This window comes from Anaerolineales bacterium, from assembly GCA_030583885.1.
In the GTDB taxonomy this organism is placed as follows: domain Bacteria; phylum Chloroflexota; class Anaerolineae; order Anaerolineales; family Villigracilaceae; genus Villigracilis.
In genome coordinates, this window is sequence record CP129480.1 from 2,122,369 (window position 1) to 2,146,921 (window position 24,553).

Consider the following 24,553-nt stretch of genomic DNA (forward strand, 5'->3'; position numbering starts at 1 on the left):
TGACACTACATCTTTGGAGGTATGCCTTATGGCAAGAATAAAGACGCCTGCCGATCGCGCCGCGCACATTCAAGCGTGCAGAAGGCGTGATCAGGAGTGGCAACGAAAACATGGAGGCGGCTTGCCGTCCGCACGTCACTATGAGAATGTTGGCGATCACGCTGCGGTCAACAATTGGCAGTACCACGACCATGCAATCGGATATCACCGCTTTTACGCCAACACCCCCGAATGGATCGTGGGGATCGCTGTCCGCAGAGGTTGGATAAGCGATCGCGGCGAATTGAGGCTGTGCGAGAACTGCTGGAACGAAGACGGGACGCATTGCTTTGTCTGCTGCCCGGAAGCGTATGCGGGAGGCGCAGCATGACCGCATCCTCGACCGTTCTCTCCTATCCTGATCGCGGTGTTGGCGGCTCCGCCAAATGGCGCGGGAATCATTCCCCCCGTCTGAGCGAAGACCTGTTCCTGTGGCTCAAGCCGAAGATGGTCTTCGATCCCATGTGCGGGTCAGGCACCACCGGCGACGTGGCGAAACGGATGGGCATCCCCTTCTGGCAGTCCGACCTGCACAGCGGGTTCAACGTCCTGAACGGCGAATTCCCCGGCATGGCGGACCTGGTCTTTTTCCACGATCCCTACCATGACATCATTCCCTATTCCGGGAATATGTGGGGCAAGTCACCCCACCCCGATGATCTGTCCCGCTGTCCCGATTACGAGATGTTCATCAAAAAGATGGACATCGCACACTACGCGGGCTACCAGGCGCTGCGCCCCGGCGGGCATCTGGTCATCCTGGTTGGCGACGTGAAACGCAAGGGCGTGTTGTATCCGCTCCAGCGCGATTACCGCTGGTACGGCGAACCGCGCCAGATGCTGATCAAGTTGCAGCACAACACGAAGTTCGAGAATCACGCCTACAGTAATTTCCGCGACCCGCGCATCCTGCACGAGTATGTCATCGTCACGCAGAAGCCCAAGCAGTATGCCTTGGCGTGGATGGTGACGGTGCGGCGCTCCTCGACCGAGGACGTGGATCAGCACGGCGTCACGGGGCAGACCTGGCAGGGAATCGTGTGGACCGCCCTCATCGAGCGCGGCAATCGCGCACCCCTCGCTGAGCTGTATGAAGCGGTGCAGAATCATGCCCGTGTGAAAACCGCCGCCCGGCGCGGCATTGACTGGCGGGCGATCGTGCGCCGCGTGGTACAGGAAACCTGCGTGAACGTCGAGCGCGGAGTCTGGGCCTTGCCCGCATATAAAACCGATTGAAAGGAGGTATAATGTTGTACAGTAACCCTGTACAACGGAGAACCGTCCATGACGATTGAATTTACCTACACCAGCGCGCGTGAGCAGTTTGCCAGCCTGCTCGACCGCGTGACAGAGGACCGCGAGGTGGTCATCATCCAGCGCCGCGGCGCCGAGGATGTTGCCATGATCGCGGCGGATGAGCTGGCCAGCCTGACCGAAACCGCCTACCTTCTGCGTTCCCCTCAAAACGCGGACCGGCTTCTTTCCGCCCTGGCGCGGGCATTGAAGCAAAAGGGAAAACCGCAATCCATCGAAGACCTACGCCGCGAGGTGGGACTTGAAGAAGAAAAAGCGTGAAGCAGTCTTTCAGGAAGAGTTCATCGAAGACGTGCGTCACTGGGTCGAGACCGACCGCAAGCTGGCGTTGCGCGTCCTCGACTTGATCGAGGCAATCCTGCGCGATCCGTTTGACGGCATTGGCAAGCCTGAGCCGTTGAAGTACATGGCGCCAGGCTGTTGGTCCAGGCGGCTGACGCAGGAACATCGCATTGTATATCTCGTGCGTGAAGATCGGATCGATTTTCTACAGGCGAGATACCACTATTCCAAATAAACGACAATGTACCTGGAGGTAGAAGGCAGAGGCGGACACGCCCCTACCTTTTTCAATTCCAAAGAGGGAGGGCTATACACACGCCCTCCCTGATCCTGATCTGCATGCATGACAAACAAGGTACCGCCCGCGTCATCTGTTCTGGAACCATCCATGACAGACGATGCGGTCTGTTCGTTTGACCGCATGCACATCAAATCTCAACGGAGGTATGTCGCTATGACAAACACCATTCAATTGAACGACGCGACACGCGCTGCGCTTCTCGAAAACCTGCCGATCTGCATCGGTTTTTCCCCGGAGGATATTCTTGCCTGTTTGGAGAAGATCGACCCGGACATGAACGATATTGAAGCGCAGGAACTCGCCGAAGCGATTACGGAAAACGTGATTGCCTATTTGAGCGAGCTTGACCTGACCACCGCCGTCAAGGATGCCCTGGCGCAATGTTCGGGCATGGACCGCGACAAGTGGGACGCCGCCGCAAGCCTGGACAATGAAGACCTGCTGCGGGATATGTCGGAGGCGCGGCATGGCTAGTTTTGTCGCCAAACGCCTGTCCCCCGGCACGCCTGAGTTTCGGGAATATACGGAGAAAGCCCGCCTGGAATCGATTCTATGGGCGCGGGGCTTGCTCGAAGCGCCCGGCGAAAACTGGCTGATCCTGGACACGGAAACGACCGGTCTTGGGCAGGACGATGAGATCGTCCAGATCGGCGCGATCGACGGAGGCGGGAAGGTATTGATGGACAATCTGTTTTGCGCTCCGTCAAAGCGTATCCCGCCCGAGGCGACTGCAGTTCACCATATCACCGACGATATGGTGAAAGGTGCACCGAACTTCTTCGAGCGCTACAAGGAACTTGCCTGGATCGTGGAAGGCAGGATCCTCGTGATCTACAACAAGGCGTATGACACGCGCATGATCGCGCAGTCCATCGCCCGCTTCAGCACCACGATCCCCCTGACGCCCCAGCGGTGGGAATGCGCCATGCTGCGGTATGCCGATTTTGTTGGCGACTGGAACGAGTATTACCAGAACTTCCGCTGGCCCATGCTGACGGGCGGCGACCACTCCGCGCTCGGGGATTGTTTTGCCACCCTCGAAGTCATCAGGAAGATGGCAGGAGGATAATCATGGACCTGTCTTATCTGAAATCCCGCACCGCCGTAAATGTCGAGCCTGCAACAAACTTTGGCGGCGGCTGGCTCATCACCCTTGAGGATGGCGAGGTGATCAAGATTGGCGTCGATGTGATGGTGGAACAGGTTCGCTCTCCCAATCCTGAGCCCGCACGCTTTGAGGTACGCTCACGCTTATACCAGAACTACTGCCACGATGTTGCTCATGCGTCTGCGGCGATCGCAGCCCTGCTGCAAATGGACGGCTCAGATAAGTACTATGAGCTGGAAGAAACATGCTCTGGGTTTCCCGGCATATGGGAATTGTCCGCCCGCGCTGGACGCGCCTTGACGGACATTCTGCATGAAGTTGGCGATCCAGGCGCTGAACACAACGATTTCGTTGACCTGTGCGACGAAATGCAGTCTCATCTTATCGCTGAAGGCAAAGACCTGTCCAATCAGGAACTAATCGCCTTTGCGCGAAAAATCGTCCAAAAACCCGGATAACTTTCGGGTAAATCGTACAGGGAGTCTCACCGACTCCCTGTACCCCTTGAACAACCTCCCTGCGCTGCCTGTGTCTTCCGGACGCGGGCAACGCAGGCGGGTTGTTTATTCGCCTGAATACATGGAGGGAGGACCTGTAGCGATACGCGCCGGGCTTCCAATCCCTCGCTGTCCCCGCGCTGGGGTGCGGCTTGGGGGGCTTGAAGTGGGATGACGTAAAGCGGTTGACGGAAACATATCTGTCCCAGATTGGGATACCCGTATCCGTCTATCCGCCCAAACAGTAAATGAGCGCGGTCGCAAGACCGCGCTCATGTTTCATTTTTGGAGGTACGTATGACACAACAAACTGGTACTGTCGCGTTGGCGGAAGAAATCAATGCGGCGTTTTTCCCGGCGGAAGACGACAACGTCGAGATCGAACCCGGCGAGCTGGTGGAGGATCATGGCGATCCCCCGCCCTTTGGCGAGACGGAGCAGATCAACGAGTTATTTGCCTTCTGCGACGTTTTTGATTGATGGAGGTATGTGATGCGCCATCACCCCACAAAATCCACCGCCCACAGCGGGCGATTTCGAAACAGTTAGAAAGGAAGGTCAGATATGAAACCTGCCATTTCCCAAGTTTTGGACGCCCGCATCGAAGCCGAACGGTCATTGCTGGGCTCTCTCATCATCGACCCCGATCAGATCTGGAACGTCAGACTGGAAGCGACGGATTTCTATATCCACCGTCACCGCTGGATCTACGAGGTCATCCTGCGCGGCGCGAAGGAGTACAACGAGATCATCGACGCTCTTGAAAAAGCCGGTCGCCTTCGGGAGATCGGCGGCGCTGCCTATGTCACCAGGTTGATCGCCTGCTGCGAGGACTCGCAGGATGCTTATCGGTACGCGCAACAAGTGCGCGAAGGCGCGTTGAAGGAAAGACTGCTCCGCGAAGCGGAGCGGCTTGCCCGTATCGCAGTCTCCCCCGCCCCAATCCCGTTGGAGGTCAAACATGCGTTCCTTGTTTGAGTTCAGTATGGACGGCAATGGAAACCCCGTTGCGACCTGCTCCTTGTTTTGGGATTGCGAGTGCGAAGGCGACAACTATGTTCATCCCGTAACCGCGGATGAATGCCCTGTCTGCAAGGCGCAGCGCGAGGAACAGCCGGATTCCCGCGTCAACGAGATCATGTATCACGCAGACAAACTCCCGCCTGGACTTGTCGGGATCATGGAGTCCATGCTGGAGGATTTCGGCAAAGAACCGATCCCATTCTAGCAACATCACATGGGGAGGAGGGACACCTCTCCTCCCCAATCTTTCACAGGAAAGGAAAAAATATGTCATGCCATGCCAACTCCGTCGTTTTGACGGGGAAGATCATTCAACACTGGACGTATGACAACAACGTCATTGTCCGCATCCAAATGGCGCGCTCTATCTTTTACCCCAAACGGAAGGACGGGAACTTGTCTGACCTGGTCAATGTTGTCCTGCCCGATGCCGTTCTTCGAGGGCAGACCGTCCAAGTCAACCAGGAAATGCACGTCCAGGGGTATATCCACTCCGAGGAACGGGAAACACCGCTTTCATCGATGCTCAAGGGCGTCAAGGTCGACGAGAAATATGCAAAGATGAAGGTGCGGCAGATCGTCACGGAGGTGATCGCGCAAAACTGGCAGATCGTGTAATCGACACAGAAGGGACTCCGTATGACATATTGCCCGAGCGCAGGCGCGAAGGATGGTTCGATCCCATCCCTGGCAAATTCCCGAATGGGAAACCATGTCAATCCATGAATTCCAAGGAGTACCCATGTATATCTATGATTGGATCCAAAGGGCGCAGAACACGTCATTTCGCTTCGACATTGGGCGTGTAAACCGCTCTGAGAAAGTCCGCGTCGGGAAGACCGACACCTCGACCACAGGCATCGTAAAAGCAGTGTCCGCGGTCTATCAGTTGAGCATCAAGCTTACGTATGACCGCCACCCCAATTGCAAAGTCGAGGCTTCCTGCACCTGCGAGGACTACCGCCAGCGGTATGCGCTGGCGGATGGACTTGTCCAACCGTGCAAGCACCTTATTGCGCTGATGAAGCGGGTCGAGGTGGAGACGGTGGATATTGCGGTATTGGGGATGAACCCTGTCGCCAGCATTCCGACATCCACACCCAGCGCGGATTCCGCGGAGCAGGATGGAAATGCGCCGTTCGCCGAGCGCCTTTCCGCGCGTATAGCGGATGCGGTCAATGACCTCTCGCGGCGCGTGGTCTCGGTCGTCAGGGAGGGGCGCGTCCCGTTCCTGGTCGGACCGACCGGGTGCGGAAAAACATCCGCCGTTTCCCAGGCGGCCCTTATTCTTGGGGCGCGTTTTGTCGAGATGGCTGGCGCGGATTCGTGGACGGACTCGGACCTGGTGGGCGTGATCATGCCCAACGGCACGCGCCTGCCCGGACCGATCGGGTCCGCCATGATGCACGTCCAACTTATGGAGGAACCCGTCCTGCTCTTTCTCGACGAGTTTCTCCGCCTGTCGCCTCGCGCGCAGGAAAGCATGATGCGCATCCTGCTCCCCAAGAACGCGGACATCGCACAAGCAATGGGCATCGACCATGACGGACCGATCCGGGTCACGTCCGCCCCGTTCTGGGGCGAAATCTGGTCGCCCGCGGAAAAGCTCATGATCGTGCTTGCCGCCAATCCCTGGGGCAATATTCCTGACAGCGCCCTGCTGCGCCGCGTCGAACCCATCAGCGTGGATTTCAGCGAAGCGGTGCTTGCCCTGTTTCAAGGAAAGGCTCAGAGCGCGATCGAGATCAGTTGGAAGGGCGTAAAGGACGGCTCGCTCCCACTCCCTATCGAGTACGGGGAGCTGTCCCGCGCGACTGACCCGCATGACATTTCGTTCCTCGACCGCTATGCCGCCCGCCTGCAGGTGCTCGATCCTGCCGCGGCAACGGGGTTTCTCACCCTGCTCAACAACACAAGCGCGAGGTCGTCATGATCTCTGTGAGCGAAATCCAAAAGGTGCTTGACCTGGTGGTGTCCGTCCTGATGGGCGGCATCGCCCGGTTCGCATCCCCGACCGTGATCCTGTCCGACGAGGACACGGCGTCCACGGACGGAAAAGCCTATGTCAAATTGCCCTTGAATTTTCTAGGGCAGCCGTTGAAGGATCAAATGGAGAACGCCGTGGCGCTTCTCGCCCACGAAGTGGGGCACTGGCTCCAACCCCTGACCGAAATTCAGGAAGTGGAGAAACAGACCGGTTTCAACCGCGAGGTGTCGAACCTCCTGCTGGACATCCAGTTGGAGGAAAATGTCGTCCGTATTTTCCCTCTGTTCTCGTCCAACCTGCAAGGGCTGCGCGAGGCAGTCAAAAGGGAGTCCCAGCAAACCTACGTGAAAGAACTGAAGCAGGCGGATAAGGATGGGGACTTCCTCTCCACCGCGATCCATGCCCTGCTTGTGGGACGCTTTTGCGGCGACACATCCGAATCCTTCACGATCATGCTCAATCATGTCTCGGATGAGCGGGTAATGAAGTTCATCCAGTCCGCCGATGAGTTCAAGTCGCTGCGCTCGTCCGATCTGCCATCGAGGATCGCTTCGCTGGCGAAGGAATATCCCGAATTATGCCAGCCGCCCGTCAATGGAAACTTCGGCGGCATGGACGACTTGAACCCGACTTCCGCCGTATCGAGCGGCAACGTCGAGGGGTTGGCGGAAATGCTCAAATCTGCGGTCGTGATCTATGACGGCTTCGACAATTGCAACCACAATGTTGGAGCGTTGAAAGGTCGCATCGCACCTGAAGCGGATGTCCTTGCGGTGAGTCGCAGCATCCAAAAGCGCTGGGAAGTTCCGCGTTCTGCCGGAACTATGATGGGTCCGGGACGCATGAACCGCCTTGCTGCGGTGCGCGGCGACCCGATCCCGTTTGAAGTACCCGGCACGCGCGGGCGCACCCAGCCCAAGGTAAAGGTGGTGTTGATCGCGGATTTCTCGAGTTCCATGCAGGGTCGGCGCTGGCAGGAAACCAGAAAAGCCGCCCAAGCCGTGACCATTGCTGTCCGCAACTCTGGCGGCGATGTGCGCGGCGCAGTGTTCGAGGGGTATCTGATGCACGACAAGGATTTTGACGCCGAGGTTTTCTTTTCCCGAACCATCGGCGGACAAGACCTGTCCAACGCAAACGGCACCAGCACGTCCTTTGGATGGCTGCCGTTGGTGTGGCAGACATTCCCCGATTATCGCGTCGTCCTTCTTACCGATGGCAACGGGCTATCCCCCACTGTCATCCCTGCCGCATGTCGGAAACGCACCTCTGCGATTCTGTTGCAGGTGGACAATTACGATAGGAAGCAGGTGGAAGGCACGGTTTGCAAGTTTGCGGAGAAGTTCGTCCATGTCAACAAACTGGACGAGATCGCCGCCGCCTGGTCGCTGGTGATCCCGCGGCTGGCACAGTAAAACGAAAAGCGAGGCAGAAACGCCTCGCTTTTTTGTATTTAAGGTGCTTTAATCCAAGCTCCCAATGAAGGGAGCGACAGGGCATCTGGGCCTGCCAGCCATGACGGGAGGGTTTCAATCCACGCTCCCAATGAAGGGAGCGACTAATTGACTCCTGTGTCACATTATCCAGCTTACTAGTTTCAATTCACGCTCCCAATGAAGGGAGCGACTGATCCTTGTCCACGTCCAGAACTGTAATACCTGTTTCAATCCACGCTCCCAATGAAGGGAGCGACGTCGCGCTGACGTATGCACCGAACCCCAGCCAGGCGTTTCAATCCACGCTCCCAATGAAGGGAGCGACGGTATTTGCCGTAAATAACGCTCTCTCCGTCACAGTTTCAATCCACGCTCCCAATGAAGGGAGCGACTTGCGGATCTCCAGGACGAATGTATCTCCAGCTGCGTTTCAATCCACGCTCCCAATGAAGGGAGCGACTTGGTGTTGGTCAGACGTTTTTCCGCACCATCTGTTTCAATCCACGCTCCCAATGAAGGGAGCGACGACAGATTTGTTACGTTTACTTGTAATTTACAGGTTTCAATCCACGCTCCCAATGAAGGGAGCGACATCTTAGACCTTTCTACAAATAGCCCTGAAATTGTTTCAATCCACGCTCCCAATGAAGGGAGCGACGGTGCTGTTGTTGGCGATGCTCTTCACGGCGCTGTTTCAATCCACGCTCCCAATGAAGGGAGCGACGTATGCAGACCTGTTCGGGCTGATCGCGAGAGGGTTTCAATCCACGCTCCCAATGAAGGGAGCGACGACAATGGTTGAGCATGGAATTTACATGCACGTTTTGTTTCAATCCACGCTCCCAATGAAGGGAGCGACTGAGGTTCGGGCGAACCGCGTCAAACCCGTATGTTTCAATCCACGCTCCCAATGAAGGGAGCGACCAAGCCAGTACCGCGCCGACATGGTTGGGACAAAGTTTCAATCCACGCTCCCAATGAAGGGAGCGACCACTTGTCACCCGCCTGCTGATATACACCTGCTGTTTCAATCCACGCTCCCAATGAAGGGAGCGACTGAAAGTCTCCAAATGATCAAGCCAGAACATAGGTTTCAATCCACGCTCCCAATGAAGGGAGCGACCAAGCGTGCGATTTACGCCGACACCGCTGCCTTTGTTTCAATCCACGCTCCCAATGAAGGGAGCGACGATACATGGGGCAACCAACTCCCAGTATGCAAAGTTTCAATCCACGCTCCCAATGAAGGGAGCGACGCAAGCGTGCGATTTACGCCGACACCGCTGCCTTTGTTTCAATCCACGCTCCCAATGAAGGGAGCGACTCCTGGAGAGTCAGATACACACTGTTAGGACCGTTTCAATCCACGCTCCCAATGAAGGGAGCGACCCATGCCGCGCCTGTCTTTTGCAGATTTCCCGTTTCAATCCACGCTCCCAATGAAGGGAGCGACATGGGTCTGGAGGCACGCAAAGCACAACTGCCACGTTTCAATCCACGCTCCCAATGAAGGGAGCGACTTATCTCCCTCGCGTTTGCCCGCCATTAGGAAAAGTTTCAATCCACGCTCCCAATGAAGGGAGCGACGGTGTGACTGGATGGATGGCTTACATCCACATGGGGTTTCAATCCACGCTCCCAATGAAGGGAGCGACGAGCCATTCGACGGGAGGCTTGATTCCAACAGATAGTTTCAATCCACGCTCCCAATGAAGGGAGCGACTCAACTTCTTCGCGATCTCTGCCGTAATCTTCGTTTCAATCCACGCTCCCAATGAAGGGAGCGACTCCCATATCCCATCGGCACGGCTATTACATTTGTGTTTCAATCCACGCTCCCAATGAAGGGAGCGACGGCTAGCGCGTGTCCAGCCAGTTGGATACAACTTGTTTCAATCCACGCTCCCAATGAAGGGAGCGACCACCACCACGAAACCACCGACCCGCGCATAGACGTGTTTCAATCCACGCTCCCAATGAAGGGAGCGACTGATCATATCGGTATGGCGCGGACACCAGGCGTTTCAATCCACGCTCCCAATGAAGGGAGCGACGTGTCCCCCCAAATCGGAGAGCGCGATTTAGGGGGTTTCAATCCACGCTCCCAATGAAGGGAGCGACTACTGCCTGCGGGCGTATGGAGCAATCCACGTTTCAATCCACGCTCCCAATGAAGGGAGCGACTGAAATACCCTCGCTGGTTACAGTCAGGTCGGCAGTTTCAATCCACGCTCCCAATGAAGGGAGCGACAAGATTCCACGACATGCTGCCGATGTTGAGCGGGTTTCAATCCACGCTCCCAATGAAGGGAGCGACAGTATCTCTATTACGTCAAATTCGTTTCAGAGTTTCAATCCACGCTCCCAATGAAGGGAGCGACAGCAAGTTGTTTTGATGTCGGTCCGATAGACTTTGTTTCAATCCACGCTCCCAATGAAGGGAGCGACCGAAAAATCGGAGATTTACCGTCCTTATCTCAAAAGTTTCAATCCACGCTCCCAATGAAGGGAGCGACTCATGTGGATAACTGGTTGTGGAATAAGCAAGGTTTCAATCCACGCTCCCAATGAAGGGAGCGACCTATATACCCACTGCACTTGTCCCGGATGAAATGTTTCAATCCACGCTCCCAATGAAGGGAGCGACCCTTGATTTGATTATAGATTACACCAAAAAACAGTTTCAATCCACGCTCCCAATGAAGGGAGCGACGCAGCTCCAGCGGTAACAGCCTGGCGCATCGTAGGTGTTTCAATCCACGCTCCCAATGAAGGGAGCGACATCATTTCAGCCATGCGCGCACTGCTTACCAAAGTTTCAATCCACGCTCCCAATGAAGGGAGCGACACCCTGTTGGGCGTGGCGAGGTTGTCCTGATAAGTTTCAATCCACGCTCCCAATGAAGGGAGCGACGCGTTGGCTTTTGTGGTTTATACGTTCCACAAAACGTTTCAATCCACGCTCCCAATGAAGGGAGCGACCGTGCTTTCCGTATAAATGGTGTCATGCCGTCGAAGTTTCAATCCACGCTCCCAATGAAGGGAGCGACAGCCATTCGACGGGAGGCTTGATTCCAACAGATAGTTTCAATCCACGCTCCCAATGAAGGGAGCGACCCCATCCAATATGCGATTATCCCCCTGCCAGGGGTTTCAATCCACGCTCCCAATGAAGGGAGCGACCTGCTCCGACCTGCCAATGGTGCATTTCTGGAGTTTCAATCCACGCTCCCAATGAAGGGAGCGACGGTAATTTCCCGGCGGTATCCATCCGCTTATCTGTTTCAATCCACGCTCCCAATGAAGGGAGCGACCAAACGCGGTGATGTGCAAATTGAAATCATCGGTGTTTCAATCCACGCTCCCAATGAAGGGAGCGACGAGAACGCCGCCCAATTGGTGGAATCACAATCTGTTTCAATCCACGCTCCCAATGAAGGGAGCGACAGTTGCGCCTTTTCGTCCATGCCATTCTCTTTTTAGTTTCAATCCACGCTCCCAATGAAGGGAGCGATTACTTGTCCGCCACACACGGAACAGGACAAACCGTTTCAATCCACGCTCCCAATGAAGGGAGCGACATAATTATACAATCCACAGAGTCTACCATTCCTGTTTCAATCCACGCTCCCAATGAAGGGAGCGACTCGAGATGTATTCGAGCGATCCTGACGAGCAATCGTTTCAATCCACGCTCCCAATGAAGGGAGCGACCCGATAACTGGATCGCCTCGAAAGTTGATGGTGTTTCAATCCACGCTCCCAATGAAGGGAGCGACGTGGTTCTGCCCACGCCATGTAATGCCCATGTGCCGTTTCAATCCACGCTCCCAATGAAGGGAGCGATAGGCGTATCATCGGGCTGCTTTATATCATACGTTTCAATCCACGCTCCCAATGAAGGGAGCGAGGGATAATCCCATTGCGTAGTAGGCGCAGTGGTGTTTCAATCCACGCTCCCAATGAAGGGAGCGACTTACATACGCGGACAGATTGATGCCCTTTTTGGTGTTTCAATCCACGCTCCCAATGAAGGGAGCGACAATCACAGCAAACCATTCGGCCTGTTCTGACGTGTTTCAATCCACGCTCCCAATGAAGGGAGCGACATAGCCTCTTTGTGGACTCCCTTCATCCTCTCGTTTCAATCCACGCTCCCAATGAAGGGAGCGACTTTCTGCCGCTCCGTTGATCGCCCAACATGGCGAGTTTCAATCCACGCTCCCAATGAAGGGAGCGACATTGGTCAGTATGTCATAACGTGCCTAACAAAGCGTGTTTCAATCCACGCTCCCAATGAAGGGAGCGACTGCCGCGCCGCGACCAGTGCCTTCATCTGCATTCAGTTTCAATCCACGCTCCCAATGAAGGGAGCGACGCCAGATGTCGCGCGACGTGCGCGACTTCTCATCCGTTTCAATCCACGCTCCCAATGAAGGGAGCGACAGACCATAATATTTTCTTTTGTATCCACAATTTGTTTCAATCCACGCTCCCAATGAAGGGAGCGACGCGGGCAGGCGGGATATTTCTTCGATGTGCGCCGTTTCAATCCACGCTCCCAATGAAGGGAGCGACTGTGAGGACAGCACGACAAAGCGCTTTGTGTGGTTTCAATCCACGCTCCCAATGAAGGGAGCGACCCAGCAGCTCCATGGGCGTCTCGCTTGCAAAGTTTCAATCCACGCTCCCAATGAAGGGAGCGACTCACAACGTCCGCAGTCATCGCTCCATTAATACGTTTCAATCCACGCTCCCAATGAAGGGAGCGACTTCGTGATGTTCGCAAGGTAGAACGTCGGCTCGTAGTTTCAATCCACGCTCCCAATGAAGGGAGCGACTACATCCATTTTCGATTACCTCCGCCTGCAAGGTTTCAATCCACGCTCCCAATGAAGGGAGCGACGAATTGCTTTTCATCCATCAGCACCGCCGTCTTGTTTCAATCCACGCTCCCAATGAAGGGAGCGACGGCCAATATGCGCATCTCGGCTTGCGTATTAGAGTTTCAATCCACGCTCCCAATGAAGGGAGCGACTTTTTGGAGCATATCAATGGGCTTCCTGAATCCGTTTCAATCCACGCTCCCAATGAAGGGAGCGACATAAACTGCCCGTCCAGCGTTTCGATGTCATTTTGTTTCAATCCACGCTCCCAATGAAGGGAGCGACGCCGTCAACTCGATCACCTCATGCGCCCGCCGTTCGTTTCAATCCACGCTCCCAATGAAGGGAGCGACTTACATTCCTGCGGTACTTTCCAGCTTGCAATGTTTCAATCCACGCTCCCAATGAAGGGAGCGACGCGACTTGATTGCCGTACTTTGTAAAAAATGGAAGTTTCAATCCACGCTCCCAATGAAGGGAGCGACGCGAGCGTGACCTATAAGGTGATGTGGCGCAAGGCGTTTCAATCCACGCTCCCAATGAAGGGAGCGACTTACAAATCAGTCATCAAAAATTCACGGCTATAAAAGTTTCAATCCACGCTCCCAATGAAGGGAGCGACAAGGTAGGGACAAGCCAGATATTGACCTGCACCGTTTCAATCCACGCTCCCAATGAAGGGAGCGACGTAATTTTTTATCAGGGATACAATCACCGGGCGGTTTCAATCCACGCTCCCAATGAAGGGAGCGACTTCGGCCGGGGTTTCACCTGTCACCACGCATGGTTTCAATCCACGCTCCCAATGAAGGGAGCGACGCCGTGATTGGGATTTTTATCCGCGTTTGCCTGTTTCAATCCACGCTCCCAATGAAGGGAGCGACTTCGGGATTTTCCAACTTGACCAAGCGCGACTCGTTTCAATCCACGCTCCCAATGAAGGGAGCGACTGCTGGCATGGATCAACAAGGGTTGGCGCGATCGTGTTTCAATCCACGCTCCCAATGAAGGGAGCGACCTGGCTCGACGCTCGCGCCTGGCTATACTATCTGGTTTCAATCCACGCTCCCAATGAAGGGAGCGACTTCCCAATTCCAAAACGCATCCATCGACGACATGTTTCAATCCACGCTCCCAATGAAGGGAGCGACGAGCGATTGCCCGAACCAGTAATGGCAGTTGCCATGTTTCAATCCACGCTCCCAATGAAGGGAGCGACCTTGCGCTCATCGTCAGACAATGACATATCGGATGTTTCAATCCACGCTCCCAATGAAGGGAGCGACTCGAGAGTGTGGCGTTCCAAAAGCTGGTTGTGTTTCAATCCACGCTCCCAATGAAGGGAGCGACGGCTCAACTCGTTCACCACCAATTCTTCCATCAGGTTTCAATCCACGCTCCCAATGAAGGGAGCGACAAGGCGATGAAAAAATATTTCGTGTGAGTGAATTGTTTCAATCCACGCTCCCAATGAAGGGAGCGACCCAGATGCTCCACATAATGCGCATGGCTTGCAAAGTTTCAATCCACGCTCCCAATGAAGGGAGCGACGCACGGTGGATGCAGACCTGGGCGCGTTGTATGCGTTTCAATCCACGCTCCCAATGAAGGGAGCGACTGTCCCCTATGCCGCGGGAGATACGATTAGCATGTTTCAATCCACGCTCCCAATGAAGGGAGCGACACGACATCGGATTACCCGAAGGCGTTGCATGTGTTTCAATCCACGCTCCCAATGAAGGGAGCGACACAGCTCGTCGAAGCGTTCCAACAGCAGTTTGGTGTTTCAATCCACGCTCCCAATGAAGGGAGCGACGTTGCTGTTGCGCCTCATCCTCAGCGTCGGCTTGCGTGTTTCAATCCACGCTCCCAATGAAGGGAGCGACTTGACGATCAAGGGTCCGTACCCGACGTACGATATCGCGTTTCAATCCACGCTCCCAATGAAGGGAGCGACTTTCAAACGGGACGGTTTCCCGCAGGCGCTGTTGTTTCAATCCACGCTCCCAATGAAGGGAGCGACTTTTATACCAATCGCCAACAGCTAATTGCTCATGGTTTCAATCCACGCTCCCAATGAAGGGAGCGACCACGACAGAGGCTACTGCAAACACTATAGTGACTGGTTTCAATCCACGCTCCCAATGAAGGGAGCGACCCACAACCCGACCGACTTGAAATTCTCCAATGGGGTTTCAATCCACGCTCCCAATGAAGGGAGCGACCAACGGGAAAGGAAGCAAGGAACGCACGGTCCCATTGTTTCAATCCACGCTCCCAATGAAGGGAGCGACCAGATGATCCATGTGCGCAACGACCACGATGAGGTTTCAATCCACGCTCCCAATGAAGGGAGCGACGAGGAGCTCCAGTCCGCTGTGGATGGGGTGATGTGTTTCAATCCACGCTCCCAATGAAGGGAGCGACTACGTCTCGCTCTCGGCATCCTCGCGGCTCTTGTTTCAATCCACGCTCCCAATGAAGGGAGCGACATCTCGATCCAGGACGGGACAATGATCTATAATGGTTTCAATCCACGCTCCCAATGAAGGGAGCGACGGTCCGGGGCTAGTTATTTCATGCTTGTAAAAAAAGTTTCAATCCACGCTCCCAATGAAGGGAGCGACGAATTACCGGCCGCGTTGGTGGATATATTAACACAGTTTCAATCCACGCTCCCAATGAAGGGAGCGACATATGGTTTACGAGACCACCTTCCCAAACGGGCAGTTTCAATCCACGCTCCCAATGAAGGGAGCGACATGGTGGGATTGCTCGGGTATTTCGACGTGGATGTTTCAATCCACGCTCCCAATGAAGGGAGCGACTCCCGACCATCTACGCCGCCAAGGACATCGTCCTGTTTCAATCCACGCTCCCAATGAAGGGAGCGACTTTCGACGTGGATGCCCTGAAAGGTCTCGTGGATGTTTCAATCCACGCTCCCAATGAAGGGAGCGACCCCAGAACATGAGCCAGTTGACGGCAGTCTTCTTGTTTCAATCCACGCTCCCAATGAAGGGAGCGACAAGCGCGGCGGCAAGGTGCAGGAATAACCCACAGTTTCAATCCACGCTCCCAATGAAGGGAGCGACAACTGCGCGCGGATGCTGATCGTGCAATGGTACGTTTCAATCCACGCTCCCAATGAAGGGAGCGACTTGCCGAATCTGGCTTGGGCGCATCAAGTCATCGTTTCAATCCACGCTCCCAATGAAGGGAGCGACCTGGGCCTGGCTGGCGCATATTGCGCTGGAGAAGTTTCAATCCACGCTCCCAATGAAGGGAGCGACTTACCACCCGGCCGCTCACACCAAAAAGATACAGTTTCAATCCACGCTCCCAATGAAGGGAGCGACCCAGCCGTTCGCGGTCCGCCTTCAACTTCTCATAGTTTCAATCCACGCTCCCAATGAAGGGAGCGACTCACCCGGCCGTCCGCCGCTTGATTTTCCATTTGCGTTTCAATCCACGCTCCCAATGAAGGGAGCGACGCGCGGTGCGCGGCGGTTGGCGGACGATAAGGAGGTTTCAATCCACGCTCCCAATGAAGGGAGCGACAAATCCTCCAGCTTATGCGCCTTGATGCGGTCCCGTTTCAATCCACGCTCCCAATGAAGGGAGCGACCTGCAACCGCCGCCTCGAGCACCGAGCTGGGATGTTTCAATCCACGCTCCCAATGAAGGGAGCGACCCCGTCCGCCCGTCATGCGCCACAGCTAGCGACGTTTCAATCCACGCTCCCAATGAAGGGAGCGACACGCCAATGGAAACCCGGTTGAATATACCGACGTGTTTCAATCCACGCTCCCAATGAAGGGAGCGACCCGCGGCTGAAACCGGCAATAATGCCGCGGCTGGTTTCAATCCACGCTCCCAATGAAGGGAGCGACTTTGGCAATTGTGCTTTCGGGGTCGTTGTGCGTGTTTCAATCCACGCTCCCAATGAAGGGAGCGACGCGAGCCACGAGATCGGCGTTTCCGTCCAATATCCAGTTTCAATCCACGCTCCCAATGAAGGGAGCGACTGACGGGGTGCATTTTATTAGTCGAATTCTTTTCCGTTTCAATCCACGCTCCCAATGAAGGGAGCGACATAAGGCAGGCATGGGGGCGGTGTATAGACGCGTTTCAATCCACGCTCCCAATGAAGGGAGCGACTCACCCACCTGATGATCAACTCCAAGAACGGACGCGTTTCAATCCACGCTCCCAATGAAGGGAGCGACAGGCTACCCCATAATTACCTTTCTTGTCGCCGTAAGTTTCAATCCACGCTCCCAATGAAGGGAGCGACATTATCAAGATACATGACAGCGTCTTTGTTCGTTGTTTCAATCCACGCTCCCAATGAAGGGAGCGACTCCAGCGGACTGGCGACGTGGTTTGCCCTGTGGATGTTTCAATCCACGCTCCCAATGAAGGGAGCGACGTGTAATCGTGCAAAAAATAAACTCCCAATGTGAGTTTCAATCCACGCTCCCAATGAAGGGAGCGACCTTCCACCGATGACTGCTCATACAACATCAAAGCCCGTTTCAATCCACGCTCCCAATGAAGGGAGCGACCAAAGACGCAGACTTTGCCCGCTCTTTTACTGTGTTTCAATCCACGCTCCCAATGAAGGGAGCGACCCTGCCGTACAACAGCCACTGACCCCAGGCGGGGGTTTCAATCCACGCTCCCAATGAAGGGAGCGACTGCCATGCACCCACAGGTTGAGGTTCTTGACACGGTTTCAATCCACGCTCCCAATGAAGGGAGCGACCCACCGCCGCACGTGTTGCCAAAGCCACAAGATCGTTTCAATCCACGCTCCCAATGAAGGGAGCGACTGGAGCACGAGTAACAAGTTCTTCTGCTTTTCCCGGTTTCAATCCACGCTCCCAATGAAGGGAGCGACTTCGATCATCCCGTCTTCCGCGCCCCGCTGGAAGTTTCAATCCACGCTCCCAATGAAGGGAGCGACATATTCGAACGATACAGGAGTTGATGGGACATAAGGTTTCAATCCACGCTCCCAATGAAGGGAGCGACAGGGACGTGGCGATAAGGCAGGCATGGGGGCGGTGTTTCAATCCACGCTCCCAATGAAGGGAGCGACCCTGCGCCTGCGTGTGAAGGATGTGGATATGGTGTTTCAATCCACGCTCCCAATGAAGGGAGCGACATCCCGCTCACCTGCTGGTCGCTGATCACCTTGCGTTTCAATCCACGCTCCCAATGAAGGGAGCGACCGACCGCTGGCGCGAGGCTTTTACGAAATGCCCGTTTCAATCCACGCTCCCAATGAAGGGAGCGACCTGATGGTCAAACTGGTTATCTCAACAGCGATGGTTTCAATCCACGCTCCCAATGAAGGGAGCGACGTGGAGCTGACCGCAGACCGCCAGCACTGGTTGATGTTTCAATCCACGCTCCCAATGAAGGGAGCGACTTAACCTGCTGACCTTGACCACCTCTGTCGTTTGGTTTCAATCCACGCTCCCAATGAAGGGAGCGACAAGCCGTTCCAGTCCCTGAGTTTTACGTCACACTGTTTCAATCCACGCTCCCAATGAAGGGAGCGACTAAATGCCATCCTGACACAATCATCAACCGTATTGTTTCAATCCACGCTCCCAATGAAGGGAGCGACGGGACAGTCGCGTCGGCGTGTTTTGCGCGAGCAGGTTTCAATCCACGCTCCCAATGAAGGGAGCGACCGCAACATCTGGGTAAAAAAATATCCTTACCGCCAGATATTGGTCTTGCTGTTTCTATTCTACTTATAAAATTCACAAAAACGCCATTTTTATCGCGATATTCAGTTGTTAAGGTGCAAAATTTCCTGCGAACCTGACCGAGATTCTATGTGCGCTTTGGGTTCGCAAATGGATTGCTTCGTGGCTTACGGTTCGTCTCCATTGCACTCCACTCAGCGCAACGCGGCTCGCAACGACATTAGGCGATAATCGTCCCTTCCAGATCAATGCTCGGCTTCGCGCCAATGTGTTCGACGCGGCTTTTCCAATTGTTGCCAAGATAGTAATAACGAAGACTATCCACTTCGGGGTCAATGATCTTGTTCAGCGCATCTTGCAATTGCTTTAACTGTGCGGGATCAATGAGACACTCAAAGACGGAGTTTTGTACGCGCTGTCCGTAGTCCTTGCATTTCTTGGAGACTCGCCGCAGACGGGATTGCCCTGCTTTTGTTTCGGTTTTGACATCATACGTGATGAGCACCATCATAATCGACTCTCAATTCCAGAAGAACGGCGGATACGCATCCAAATCGCCGCGCAGGTGACGGGCGAGCAGCATGACTTGGACATGAGGGAGTAACCCGTATGGAATCTTCTCTTTGAGATAGGGGTGAATGAGTTCCTCTTTCTTGCGTTCCTGCCAGGCAACCAGCACGGCTTTACGCGTGTCGTCATCCATCAACACGCCGCCACTTTCTTTTTGCGTGAAGCCCTTGCCATTAATCTGCTTGCGATTCACCAGCGACAACGCCAACCGATCCACCAGCACAGGGCGCAACTCCTCCATCAGGTCGAGCGCGAGCGATGGACGCCCAGGGCGGTCGCGGTGCAGGAATCCGACATAGGGGTCAAGACCAACTGTTTCCAAGGCTGAGGCGGTTTCATTCGTCAGGAGCGTGTACAGGAACGAGAGCAAGGCATTCATGTTATCCAAGGGCGGACGGCGCGAACGTTCCCGAAAGAAAAAATCGTCGCGTTGATGCAGGATCAAGTGATCGAACACGCCAAAGTAAATCTTCGCCGCGCTTCCCTCGAACCCCATCAAGTCGCCCGTAGATGTGCATAGCGGTATCGCCTTGAGAGTCTCCTTCATGAAGTTCGATGCACCGGAAAGCGATTCGACACGCTCTGCGACCAGCATGGCATGGTCTCGGATGGCTCGTTCGAGGACTTTGCGGCAGTTGGAGATTTTTCCCAGCAAAAAGGATTGAGCGATAGGGACGCTCTGCGCCTCTTTCTCCGACCATTCAAACTGTTTCTTCCGCAACAGGACATTTCCCTTCACCCGCCCCGTGACCCGCCCCTGAAAACGTCCATTCGGCGTAAGGAAGGTCAACCCGATGTTTCGCTCTGCGCACGCACCCATCAACGCGGGACTCGCTCCCTGCCACGTGAAGCAGACGATGTTTTCAAGGTTGTGCAAAGGCAGGCGGGTGGATGCCCCCTCTTCCTTCTTGACGACGACATTTTCACCGTCGAGGGAGAGAAAGGCTTCAGGCGTAGTGATGTAGAGGACGTTTCCGAGATGTTTCATTTACATGTTGCTCCGTTGGTTGAGTAGACGGTGTTCGTCCGCCGTATCGAAACCAACAAGTTTTAAAAGTACAGCTGTTACAAGGGTTTTCCTTGAACTGGTGGTTTCGACTGCCTGCGCTCAACCACCGTTTTCTATTTGTTGTTTGATATACCTCGACGCCGCAATGACTTTTTCCTGCAACACAGGCAGACAAATATCAGCCAGCGAACACGAGCGGCAGCCTTTATGCGTCTTGACCTTCGGTGTATAGCCTCTGCGGAAGTAGTTATGCATTTCTTCGGAGATTTCTTTCACCAGCGTCCGCAACTGAGGCGTGAGTTCGACCTCTTCGCGGCGGCGGGTTTGACCGTAGTACAAATAACCGCGCGGGATACCCGTCGAAAGCATTTCCTCCAGACACATCGCTTGCGCGCACAGTTGGGCTTCATCCACAGGTTCGCGTTTTGGTTTGCCGCGTTTGTATTCGACAGGCGCGGGCAGGTAGAGTTCATCACGATTGGGCAGTTTGATTCCATCAGGCGAGGGTGTGAACTCGACCACGTCACACACACCAGATAGCCCAAGCCGATACGATGCCACAGGCACGGAACGCGCGGTGATGACCCCGTTCCTCGTTTCGGTGAAGAAAGGGTCATCGACTCGCTTGTGCATGATCCTGCCCTCGGCGGTGAGCGCGTTTTCCTTCCACTGTTGCTCAATGTGGATCAACGCCCACTGCCTGCGGCAAAACAGAAAATGCTGAATGCCTGAGAGGGGCAGGAGGTCGTCTTGGGTGTATTCGGTCATTATTCGCCGTCAATCGTCTCGCATTTCAAGCCATCTAATTGACCCAGTGTGATTTCGTAATCTTCGATGCTCTTGGGTTCATCGGATTTGGTTTCCACTTTGAGCAGACGGTGAACTTTCGCGGAAGAGTATTGTCCATTGGGGCTATTGTGTTCCCACCAATAAACCTTGTACACTTCCATGCTTCCTTCGGGGCGCGCCGATGATGCGTCATTGCGGAACAGAGTCTTTATTGCTTCCTTCATTGCTTCTGCATCTTCATCTGAGAAACCCGTTTTGGTGGCGAGTTGCGGATTCATGCTTCCGTAGAAAACATAAACGCCGTGATCCACGCGATGCTTCATGCCCATGGTGTCAGAAGCCTTATCCTTAACATCGCCTTTGACGCTTTTTGTAATTTGGATACTTGAAGTGCGGTCTAAAACTGGCGCGACTGAAAAAGCTGGGTGAACCGACACAGGTCCGCGAATGCCAATCGAAACGCCCTCTCCTTTTGCGCCTTCGCTATAGGCAAAGACCTGCCCAAAAGTGCGCACATCAATCCATTTGCTACACGATTCTTTAATTGCTAAATCTCTATCTTTCCAGACATCTTTGCCCAATTCTCCTTCTGCTCTTGCCCGTAGACTAGGGTAATCGTCTATTTTGCTGTCATCCGATTGAACGAAGATGGACTGCCCCATTTCCATCAGGCGATTGCGGATTTTGCGTTTGATGGAAACATCAGACATTTCGCCAGAGCCGTCATACGTTACGCGCGGGCGGTTGCCGCTCAATGGGTCGCCGTTGGGGTTGGCATGGTTGACGGTCACGATCACGGCAAAGTCGATTTTCTTGGAAAGGGTGGTCATGGTTTATTCTCCTTTTGAATAAGATGTGGTTTTATTCTTCTGAATTTTCGTCATTGCCTTCGTCTTCATCGGACGATGGCTTATCTTTCTTTGTGACCAATTCCTGCCGTTGGCAGTAGTAGCCGAGCAGATATTCGCCTGTCAGCGGCTTGTCGCGGATAAATTCATCGGGGTCAAACATCCCTTTGACCTCCGCAATCAGGTTTTTGTAAAAATAGGCTTTGCCGCCAAGCCGCATGATGTACGGCGTGAGCAAATCGTGAATTTGCTGCCAGGTGCGGAAGGGACGCTGGGAAAATATCTGCATATAACGGGCGGCGTTGGTCGGACGGTTTTTCTCTGCGTTGAAAAGCGCCCTTTCTTCGAGAACATCCGCAATGGCAAGCAGCCTGCCGTAGAGATAGTCTCTGGTCTTTCGGGTTTCATCGAGTGACATTTCGTATTTCTCCTTTCCTTGTTTGAATTTTCTGAATAGTGAGCAGGTAATGGTAAGAACTTTATTCCATTGCCAATTTTCCAGTGCTATCCTATTTGAGGCTCGTCTCACCGCAGACTCGACGATGTCGCGTGGAATAGGTTGTCCGTCCACGATACAGGGCAGCAGGCGCGCGATGGTGGATTTACGAAGTTTTTTATCCACTTCAAACTTGCCGTTACGATTTGACGCATAAGCGGCTTCGGCAATATCGGCGGGGGCAGGCGCGCCGACAAAGGGAATATATCGGTTCTTTGTTTTTCCTTTATCATCCTTTTCCTGCACATAGAAATAGGTATGCCGCCAGGCACAAGACTCGTGCCAATCGTCTATCCGTTTCAGATAATCTGAGCCTGTCAAATCGCGGTAATAGGTGATTGCCATGCGCCCTGTGGTGGCGGAGTCTAATGCCATGACAACGACCTCGTCTGTGTTACCAAGTTCTTTGCCATAGCCCGCAATCCTGTTTCGGAGTTTGACGCCCAATTCCTGCGCGGTGTAGGAGTTTGAGTCTTCTTCAGTAGGCATGTCACCCCATATCAGGGATTGTCCGCCATCGGTGGGTTGTGGGATGGGTTTGCCCGAAGTTGCCCAAGCAACGATGGCTTGCCCTTCTTGGTCTCTATATCCTTGACGTTCAATCAACCACTTCAATGCCAGATGAGCCTTTTGGGATGCATCCAAACTTACGCTTGACGCTTGGTCTGGAGATAAAAAACGCCCAAGAAAGGTAAAACCGCAACCATCGTCTATCGTTTCTTTTCCTTTGCTATCTCTCGTTTTTCCAGATGAAATTAATTTTGCTCCATCAGCCTCATTTCTAATTCTTCTCGGATGTTGGTCGGCAACAATTAATTCTTTTCCGTTTATCAAGCAAAAGGCTTTTTTCTCCTTCTTGACATCTAAATAGTATTCAATCCAACTTTTCCACAATGTTCCGTCTTTCCAAGTTGCAGACTCCAATTCTTTACTTTCCACAACCCATCGGACAAAAATATCACCCTGCCACTCTTGATTCTGAAGTAATATAAAGATAGCAGGCTTATCCTTCTTGTCTCCATCCCACTTCCTGAGAAGTTTTCCGTCTGCCTCAGCAAATAAAATCTTGTGGTCAATCAGGTCGCCGATGATGTTCCCTTTTTGGGCATACTTCAATATGGCAATTGCTTTGGGGTGCGAAAAATTGGAATCACACCATCTTTCGAGTTGTGAAATGTACAGTGCGGCATGGGGTTTCTTGTCTCCACCATGCTTAACGTAATCCAACGCGACATACTGTAACTTATCGCAAAGTGGATGTGGCACAGGTCCGCTAGTTCTGCCCGCTGAACTTTCAGTACATGGGATAAATATCTTTTTTAGAGAAGCCTCAGCGCGTCTAAAATCACCGTTGCTATCAATGGCGATTTCAATATGCGTCTTCTGCGTGGTGTGGCAAATTGGAAGAAGAGGTGTCTTGTTGTCGTCTGTTTCTACTCCAACCACAGACTTAGAATTATCGTAGGTCTCAGCCAGTTTTTGCATCCACATTTCACACACTCCCTTCCTCACAACCTTCCTCACAACCTTCGAGCAAGCCTTCTTCCATGAGCCCAATCGTGGCGGGCGGGTTTGCCGTCATTTTGCGCACGAATTTGCGGATTAGAACTTTGTCATCGGGATCGTCGGGACGCACGAATTTAATCACGCCGTCAATCATCTTTGGACGCCAGAAGCGAGCGTAAAACTCATCTTTTTTGACTTCATCGGGATAATCGAAGCCATGAAACATCAAGCCAAAGGCGTCAAGTTCGCCGTAGTTGTCATACTCGCCCGCGCCGTCGCCAAACTTGCACTCCTCCACATAACCCTGACATTCGCGTGTGCCGAGAAACACATCACGCCTGCCGCCGCGCTCGATCATGCGTTTGGCAACACAATGGTGCTTGTTCTCATTGCGATCTTGCTTCAAATCTTCCCGGTTTTTGTTCCACTCGAAATACGCCTGTACCTGATATTCCACATCAGAAAGATAGGTGTAGATTGCCAGATCGTTGCTGTCGCCGTAATACTTGATGGGCTTGGCGCTTCGCGTCTGGGTTTTGATGCGCTTCATCACCCTGACCTTGTCAATTACCCAGACAAAAGTTGGCTTCCAATACACCGAACTCAGAATCCCTTTCAAGGCTTCATAAGTGGGAATCTGGTACGAGTATTTTTCGCCGCCAATCTTGGTGAGCGGGTCGGTGAACAGGGCATACTTACCCCACACCTTGAACTCTACGGTATTTGGATATTGCATTGA

Annotated in this window: 19 protein-coding genes and 1 CRISPR repeat array; of the genes, 13 read left to right on the top strand and 6 right to left on the bottom strand. The window is 53.8% G+C overall.

Features of this window, described 5'->3' with window-relative positions; translation table 11 throughout:
- The first annotated feature begins 28 nt into the window (after positions 1 to 28).
- The 13 genes from QY332_10605 (at position 29) to QY332_10665 (ending at position 7,966) form a co-directional block, all read left to right on the top strand.
- Positions 29 to 370 (top strand): hypothetical protein, encoded by a 342-nt coding sequence (locus QY332_10605; protein WKZ38380.1) that lies wholly within the window; start codon positions 29 to 31, stop codon positions 368 to 370.
- A complete protein-coding gene (locus tag QY332_10610) occupies positions 367 to 1,275 on the top strand; it encodes a hypothetical protein (GenBank protein ID WKZ38381.1) in 909 nt (302 codons plus the stop codon). Before QY332_10605 ends, QY332_10610 begins: the two co-directional genes overlap by 4 nt.
- 48 nt (positions 1,276 to 1,323) lie before the next feature.
- Positions 1,324 to 1,614 (top strand): type II toxin-antitoxin system prevent-host-death family antitoxin, encoded by a 291-nt coding sequence (locus QY332_10615; protein ID WKZ38382.1) that lies wholly within the window; start codon positions 1,324 to 1,326, stop codon positions 1,612 to 1,614.
- Positions 1,595 to 1,870, top strand: coding sequence for a Txe/YoeB family addiction module toxin (locus QY332_10620; protein WKZ38383.1), 276 nt, complete (start codon positions 1,595 to 1,597; stop codon positions 1,868 to 1,870). The genes QY332_10615 and QY332_10620 overlap by 20 nt, the downstream gene beginning before the upstream one ends.
- Before the next feature lie 219 nt (positions 1,871 to 2,089).
- Entirely contained in the window at positions 2,090 to 2,410 is a 321-nt protein-coding gene (locus tag QY332_10625) for a hypothetical protein (GenBank protein WKZ38384.1), read from the top strand.
- The gene (locus QY332_10630; protein WKZ38385.1) at positions 2,403 to 3,005 is read left to right on the top strand and encodes a 3'-5' exonuclease; all 603 of its coding nucleotides are present in this window, start codon (positions 2,403 to 2,405) and stop codon (positions 3,003 to 3,005) included. The genes QY332_10625 and QY332_10630 overlap by 8 nt, the downstream gene beginning before the upstream one ends.
- Positions 3,006 to 3,007: 2 nt before the next feature.
- Complete coding sequence (locus QY332_10635) at positions 3,008 to 3,502, top strand: hypothetical protein (GenBank protein ID WKZ38386.1); 495 nt, start codon at positions 3,008 to 3,010, stop codon at positions 3,500 to 3,502.
- A gap of 336 nt (positions 3,503 to 3,838) precedes the next feature.
- Positions 3,839 to 4,021: a hypothetical protein gene (locus QY332_10640; GenBank protein WKZ38387.1), complete on the top strand. Its 183-nt coding sequence runs from the start codon at positions 3,839 to 3,841 to the stop codon at positions 4,019 to 4,021.
- An 84-nt stretch (positions 4,022 to 4,105) separates the two neighbouring features.
- Complete coding sequence (locus QY332_10645; GenBank protein WKZ38388.1) at positions 4,106 to 4,519, top strand: DnaB-like helicase N-terminal domain-containing protein; 414 nt, start codon at positions 4,106 to 4,108, stop codon at positions 4,517 to 4,519.
- Complete coding sequence (locus QY332_10650) at positions 4,503 to 4,769, top strand: hypothetical protein (protein WKZ38389.1); 267 nt, start codon at positions 4,503 to 4,505, stop codon at positions 4,767 to 4,769. The genes QY332_10645 and QY332_10650 overlap by 17 nt, the downstream gene beginning before the upstream one ends.
- 62 nt (positions 4,770 to 4,831) lie before the next feature.
- Positions 4,832 to 5,182, top strand: coding sequence for a hypothetical protein (locus tag QY332_10655; GenBank protein ID WKZ38390.1), 351 nt, complete (start codon positions 4,832 to 4,834; stop codon positions 5,180 to 5,182).
- Between the two features lie 124 nt (positions 5,183 to 5,306).
- Positions 5,307 to 6,497 carry an AAA family ATPase gene (locus tag QY332_10660; GenBank protein WKZ38391.1) on the top strand — a complete coding sequence of 397 codons (1,191 nt, stop codon included), beginning with the start codon at positions 5,307 to 5,309 and terminating at the stop codon, positions 6,495 to 6,497.
- Positions 6,498 to 6,502: 5 nt separating this feature from the next.
- On the top strand, positions 6,503 to 7,966 hold the full coding sequence (locus QY332_10665; GenBank protein ID WKZ38392.1) for a hypothetical protein: 1,464 nt from the start codon (positions 6,503 to 6,505) through the stop codon (positions 7,964 to 7,966).
- A 45-nt stretch (positions 7,967 to 8,011) separates the two neighbouring features.
- Positions 8,012 to 18,578: a CRISPR direct-repeat array (repeat unit 33 nt; unit sequence GTTTCAATCCACGCTCCCAATGAAGGGAGCGAC).
- Between the two features lie 238 nt (positions 18,579 to 18,816).
- Here the strand turns inward: QY332_10665 and cas2 are convergent.
- The 6 genes from cas2 to cas5c all read right to left on the bottom strand — a co-directional run bounded on the left by cas2 (position 18,817) and on the right by cas5c (position 24,550).
- Positions 18,817 to 19,107, bottom strand: a complete 291-nt coding sequence (gene cas2, locus QY332_10670; GenBank protein WKZ38393.1) for a CRISPR-associated endonuclease Cas2 — start codon at positions 19,105 to 19,107, stop codon at positions 18,817 to 18,819.
- Positions 19,108 to 19,116: 9 nt separating this feature from the next.
- Complete coding sequence (gene cas1c / locus QY332_10675) at positions 19,117 to 20,154, bottom strand: type I-C CRISPR-associated endonuclease Cas1c (GenBank protein WKZ38394.1); 1,038 nt, start codon at positions 20,152 to 20,154, stop codon at positions 19,117 to 19,119.
- A gap of 120 nt (positions 20,155 to 20,274) precedes the next feature.
- Complete coding sequence (gene cas4, locus QY332_10680; protein WKZ38395.1) at positions 20,275 to 20,943, bottom strand: CRISPR-associated protein Cas4; 669 nt, start codon at positions 20,941 to 20,943, stop codon at positions 20,275 to 20,277.
- On the bottom strand, positions 20,943 to 21,794 hold the full coding sequence (gene cas7c, locus QY332_10685) for a type I-C CRISPR-associated protein Cas7/Csd2 (protein ID WKZ38396.1): 852 nt from the start codon (positions 21,792 to 21,794) through the stop codon (positions 20,943 to 20,945). The genes cas4 and cas7c overlap by 1 nt, the downstream gene beginning before the upstream one ends.
- A 31-nt stretch (positions 21,795 to 21,825) precedes the next feature.
- Complete coding sequence (gene cas8c, locus QY332_10690; protein WKZ38397.1) at positions 21,826 to 23,799, bottom strand: type I-C CRISPR-associated protein Cas8c/Csd1; 1,974 nt, start codon at positions 23,797 to 23,799, stop codon at positions 21,826 to 21,828.
- A 1-nt stretch (position 23,800) separates the two neighbouring features.
- A complete protein-coding gene (gene cas5c / locus QY332_10695; GenBank protein WKZ38398.1) occupies positions 23,801 to 24,550 on the bottom strand; it encodes a type I-C CRISPR-associated protein Cas5c in 750 nt (249 codons plus the stop codon).
- Positions 24,551 to 24,553: the final 3 nt, after the last annotated feature.

Excerpts from the sequence above, each read along its gene's own strand:
- QY332_10605 (WKZ38380.1), top strand. The coding sequence starts at position 29 with ATGGCAAGAATAAAGACGCCTGCCGATCGCGCCGCGCACATTCAAGCG.
- QY332_10610 (WKZ38381.1), top strand. The coding sequence starts at position 367 with ATGACCGCATCCTCGACCGTTCTCTCCTATCCTGATCGCGGTGTTGGC.
- QY332_10615 (WKZ38382.1), top strand. The coding sequence starts at position 1,324 with ATGACGATTGAATTTACCTACACCAGCGCGCGTGAGCAGTTTGCCAGC.
- QY332_10625 (WKZ38384.1), top strand. The coding sequence starts at position 2,090 with ATGACAAACACCATTCAATTGAACGACGCGACACGCGCTGCGCTTCTC.
- QY332_10630 (WKZ38385.1), top strand. The coding sequence starts at position 2,403 with ATGGCTAGTTTTGTCGCCAAACGCCTGTCCCCCGGCACGCCTGAGTTT.
- QY332_10635 (WKZ38386.1), top strand. The coding sequence starts at position 3,008 with ATGGACCTGTCTTATCTGAAATCCCGCACCGCCGTAAATGTCGAGCCT.
- QY332_10640 (WKZ38387.1), top strand. The coding sequence starts at position 3,839 with ATGACACAACAAACTGGTACTGTCGCGTTGGCGGAAGAAATCAATGCG.
- QY332_10645 (WKZ38388.1), top strand. The coding sequence starts at position 4,106 with ATGAAACCTGCCATTTCCCAAGTTTTGGACGCCCGCATCGAAGCCGAA.
- QY332_10650 (WKZ38389.1), top strand. The coding sequence starts at position 4,503 with ATGCGTTCCTTGTTTGAGTTCAGTATGGACGGCAATGGAAACCCCGTT.
- QY332_10655 (WKZ38390.1), top strand. The coding sequence starts at position 4,832 with ATGTCATGCCATGCCAACTCCGTCGTTTTGACGGGGAAGATCATTCAA.
- QY332_10660 (WKZ38391.1), top strand. The coding sequence starts at position 5,307 with ATGTATATCTATGATTGGATCCAAAGGGCGCAGAACACGTCATTTCGC.
- cas2 (WKZ38393.1), bottom strand. The coding sequence starts at position 19,107 with ATGATGGTGCTCATCACGTATGATGTCAAAACCGAAACAAAAGCAGGG.
- cas1c (WKZ38394.1), bottom strand. The coding sequence starts at position 20,154 with ATGAAACATCTCGGAAACGTCCTCTACATCACTACGCCTGAAGCCTTT.
- cas4 (WKZ38395.1), bottom strand. The coding sequence starts at position 20,943 with ATGACCGAATACACCCAAGACGACCTCCTGCCCCTCTCAGGCATTCAG.
- cas7c (WKZ38396.1), bottom strand. The coding sequence starts at position 21,794 with ATGACCACCCTTTCCAAGAAAATCGACTTTGCCGTGATCGTGACCGTC.
- cas8c (WKZ38397.1), bottom strand. The coding sequence starts at position 23,799 with ATGTGGATGCAAAAACTGGCTGAGACCTACGATAATTCTAAGTCTGTG.
- cas5c (WKZ38398.1), bottom strand. The coding sequence starts at position 24,550 with ATGCAATATCCAAATACCGTAGAGTTCAAGGTGTGGGGTAAGTATGCC.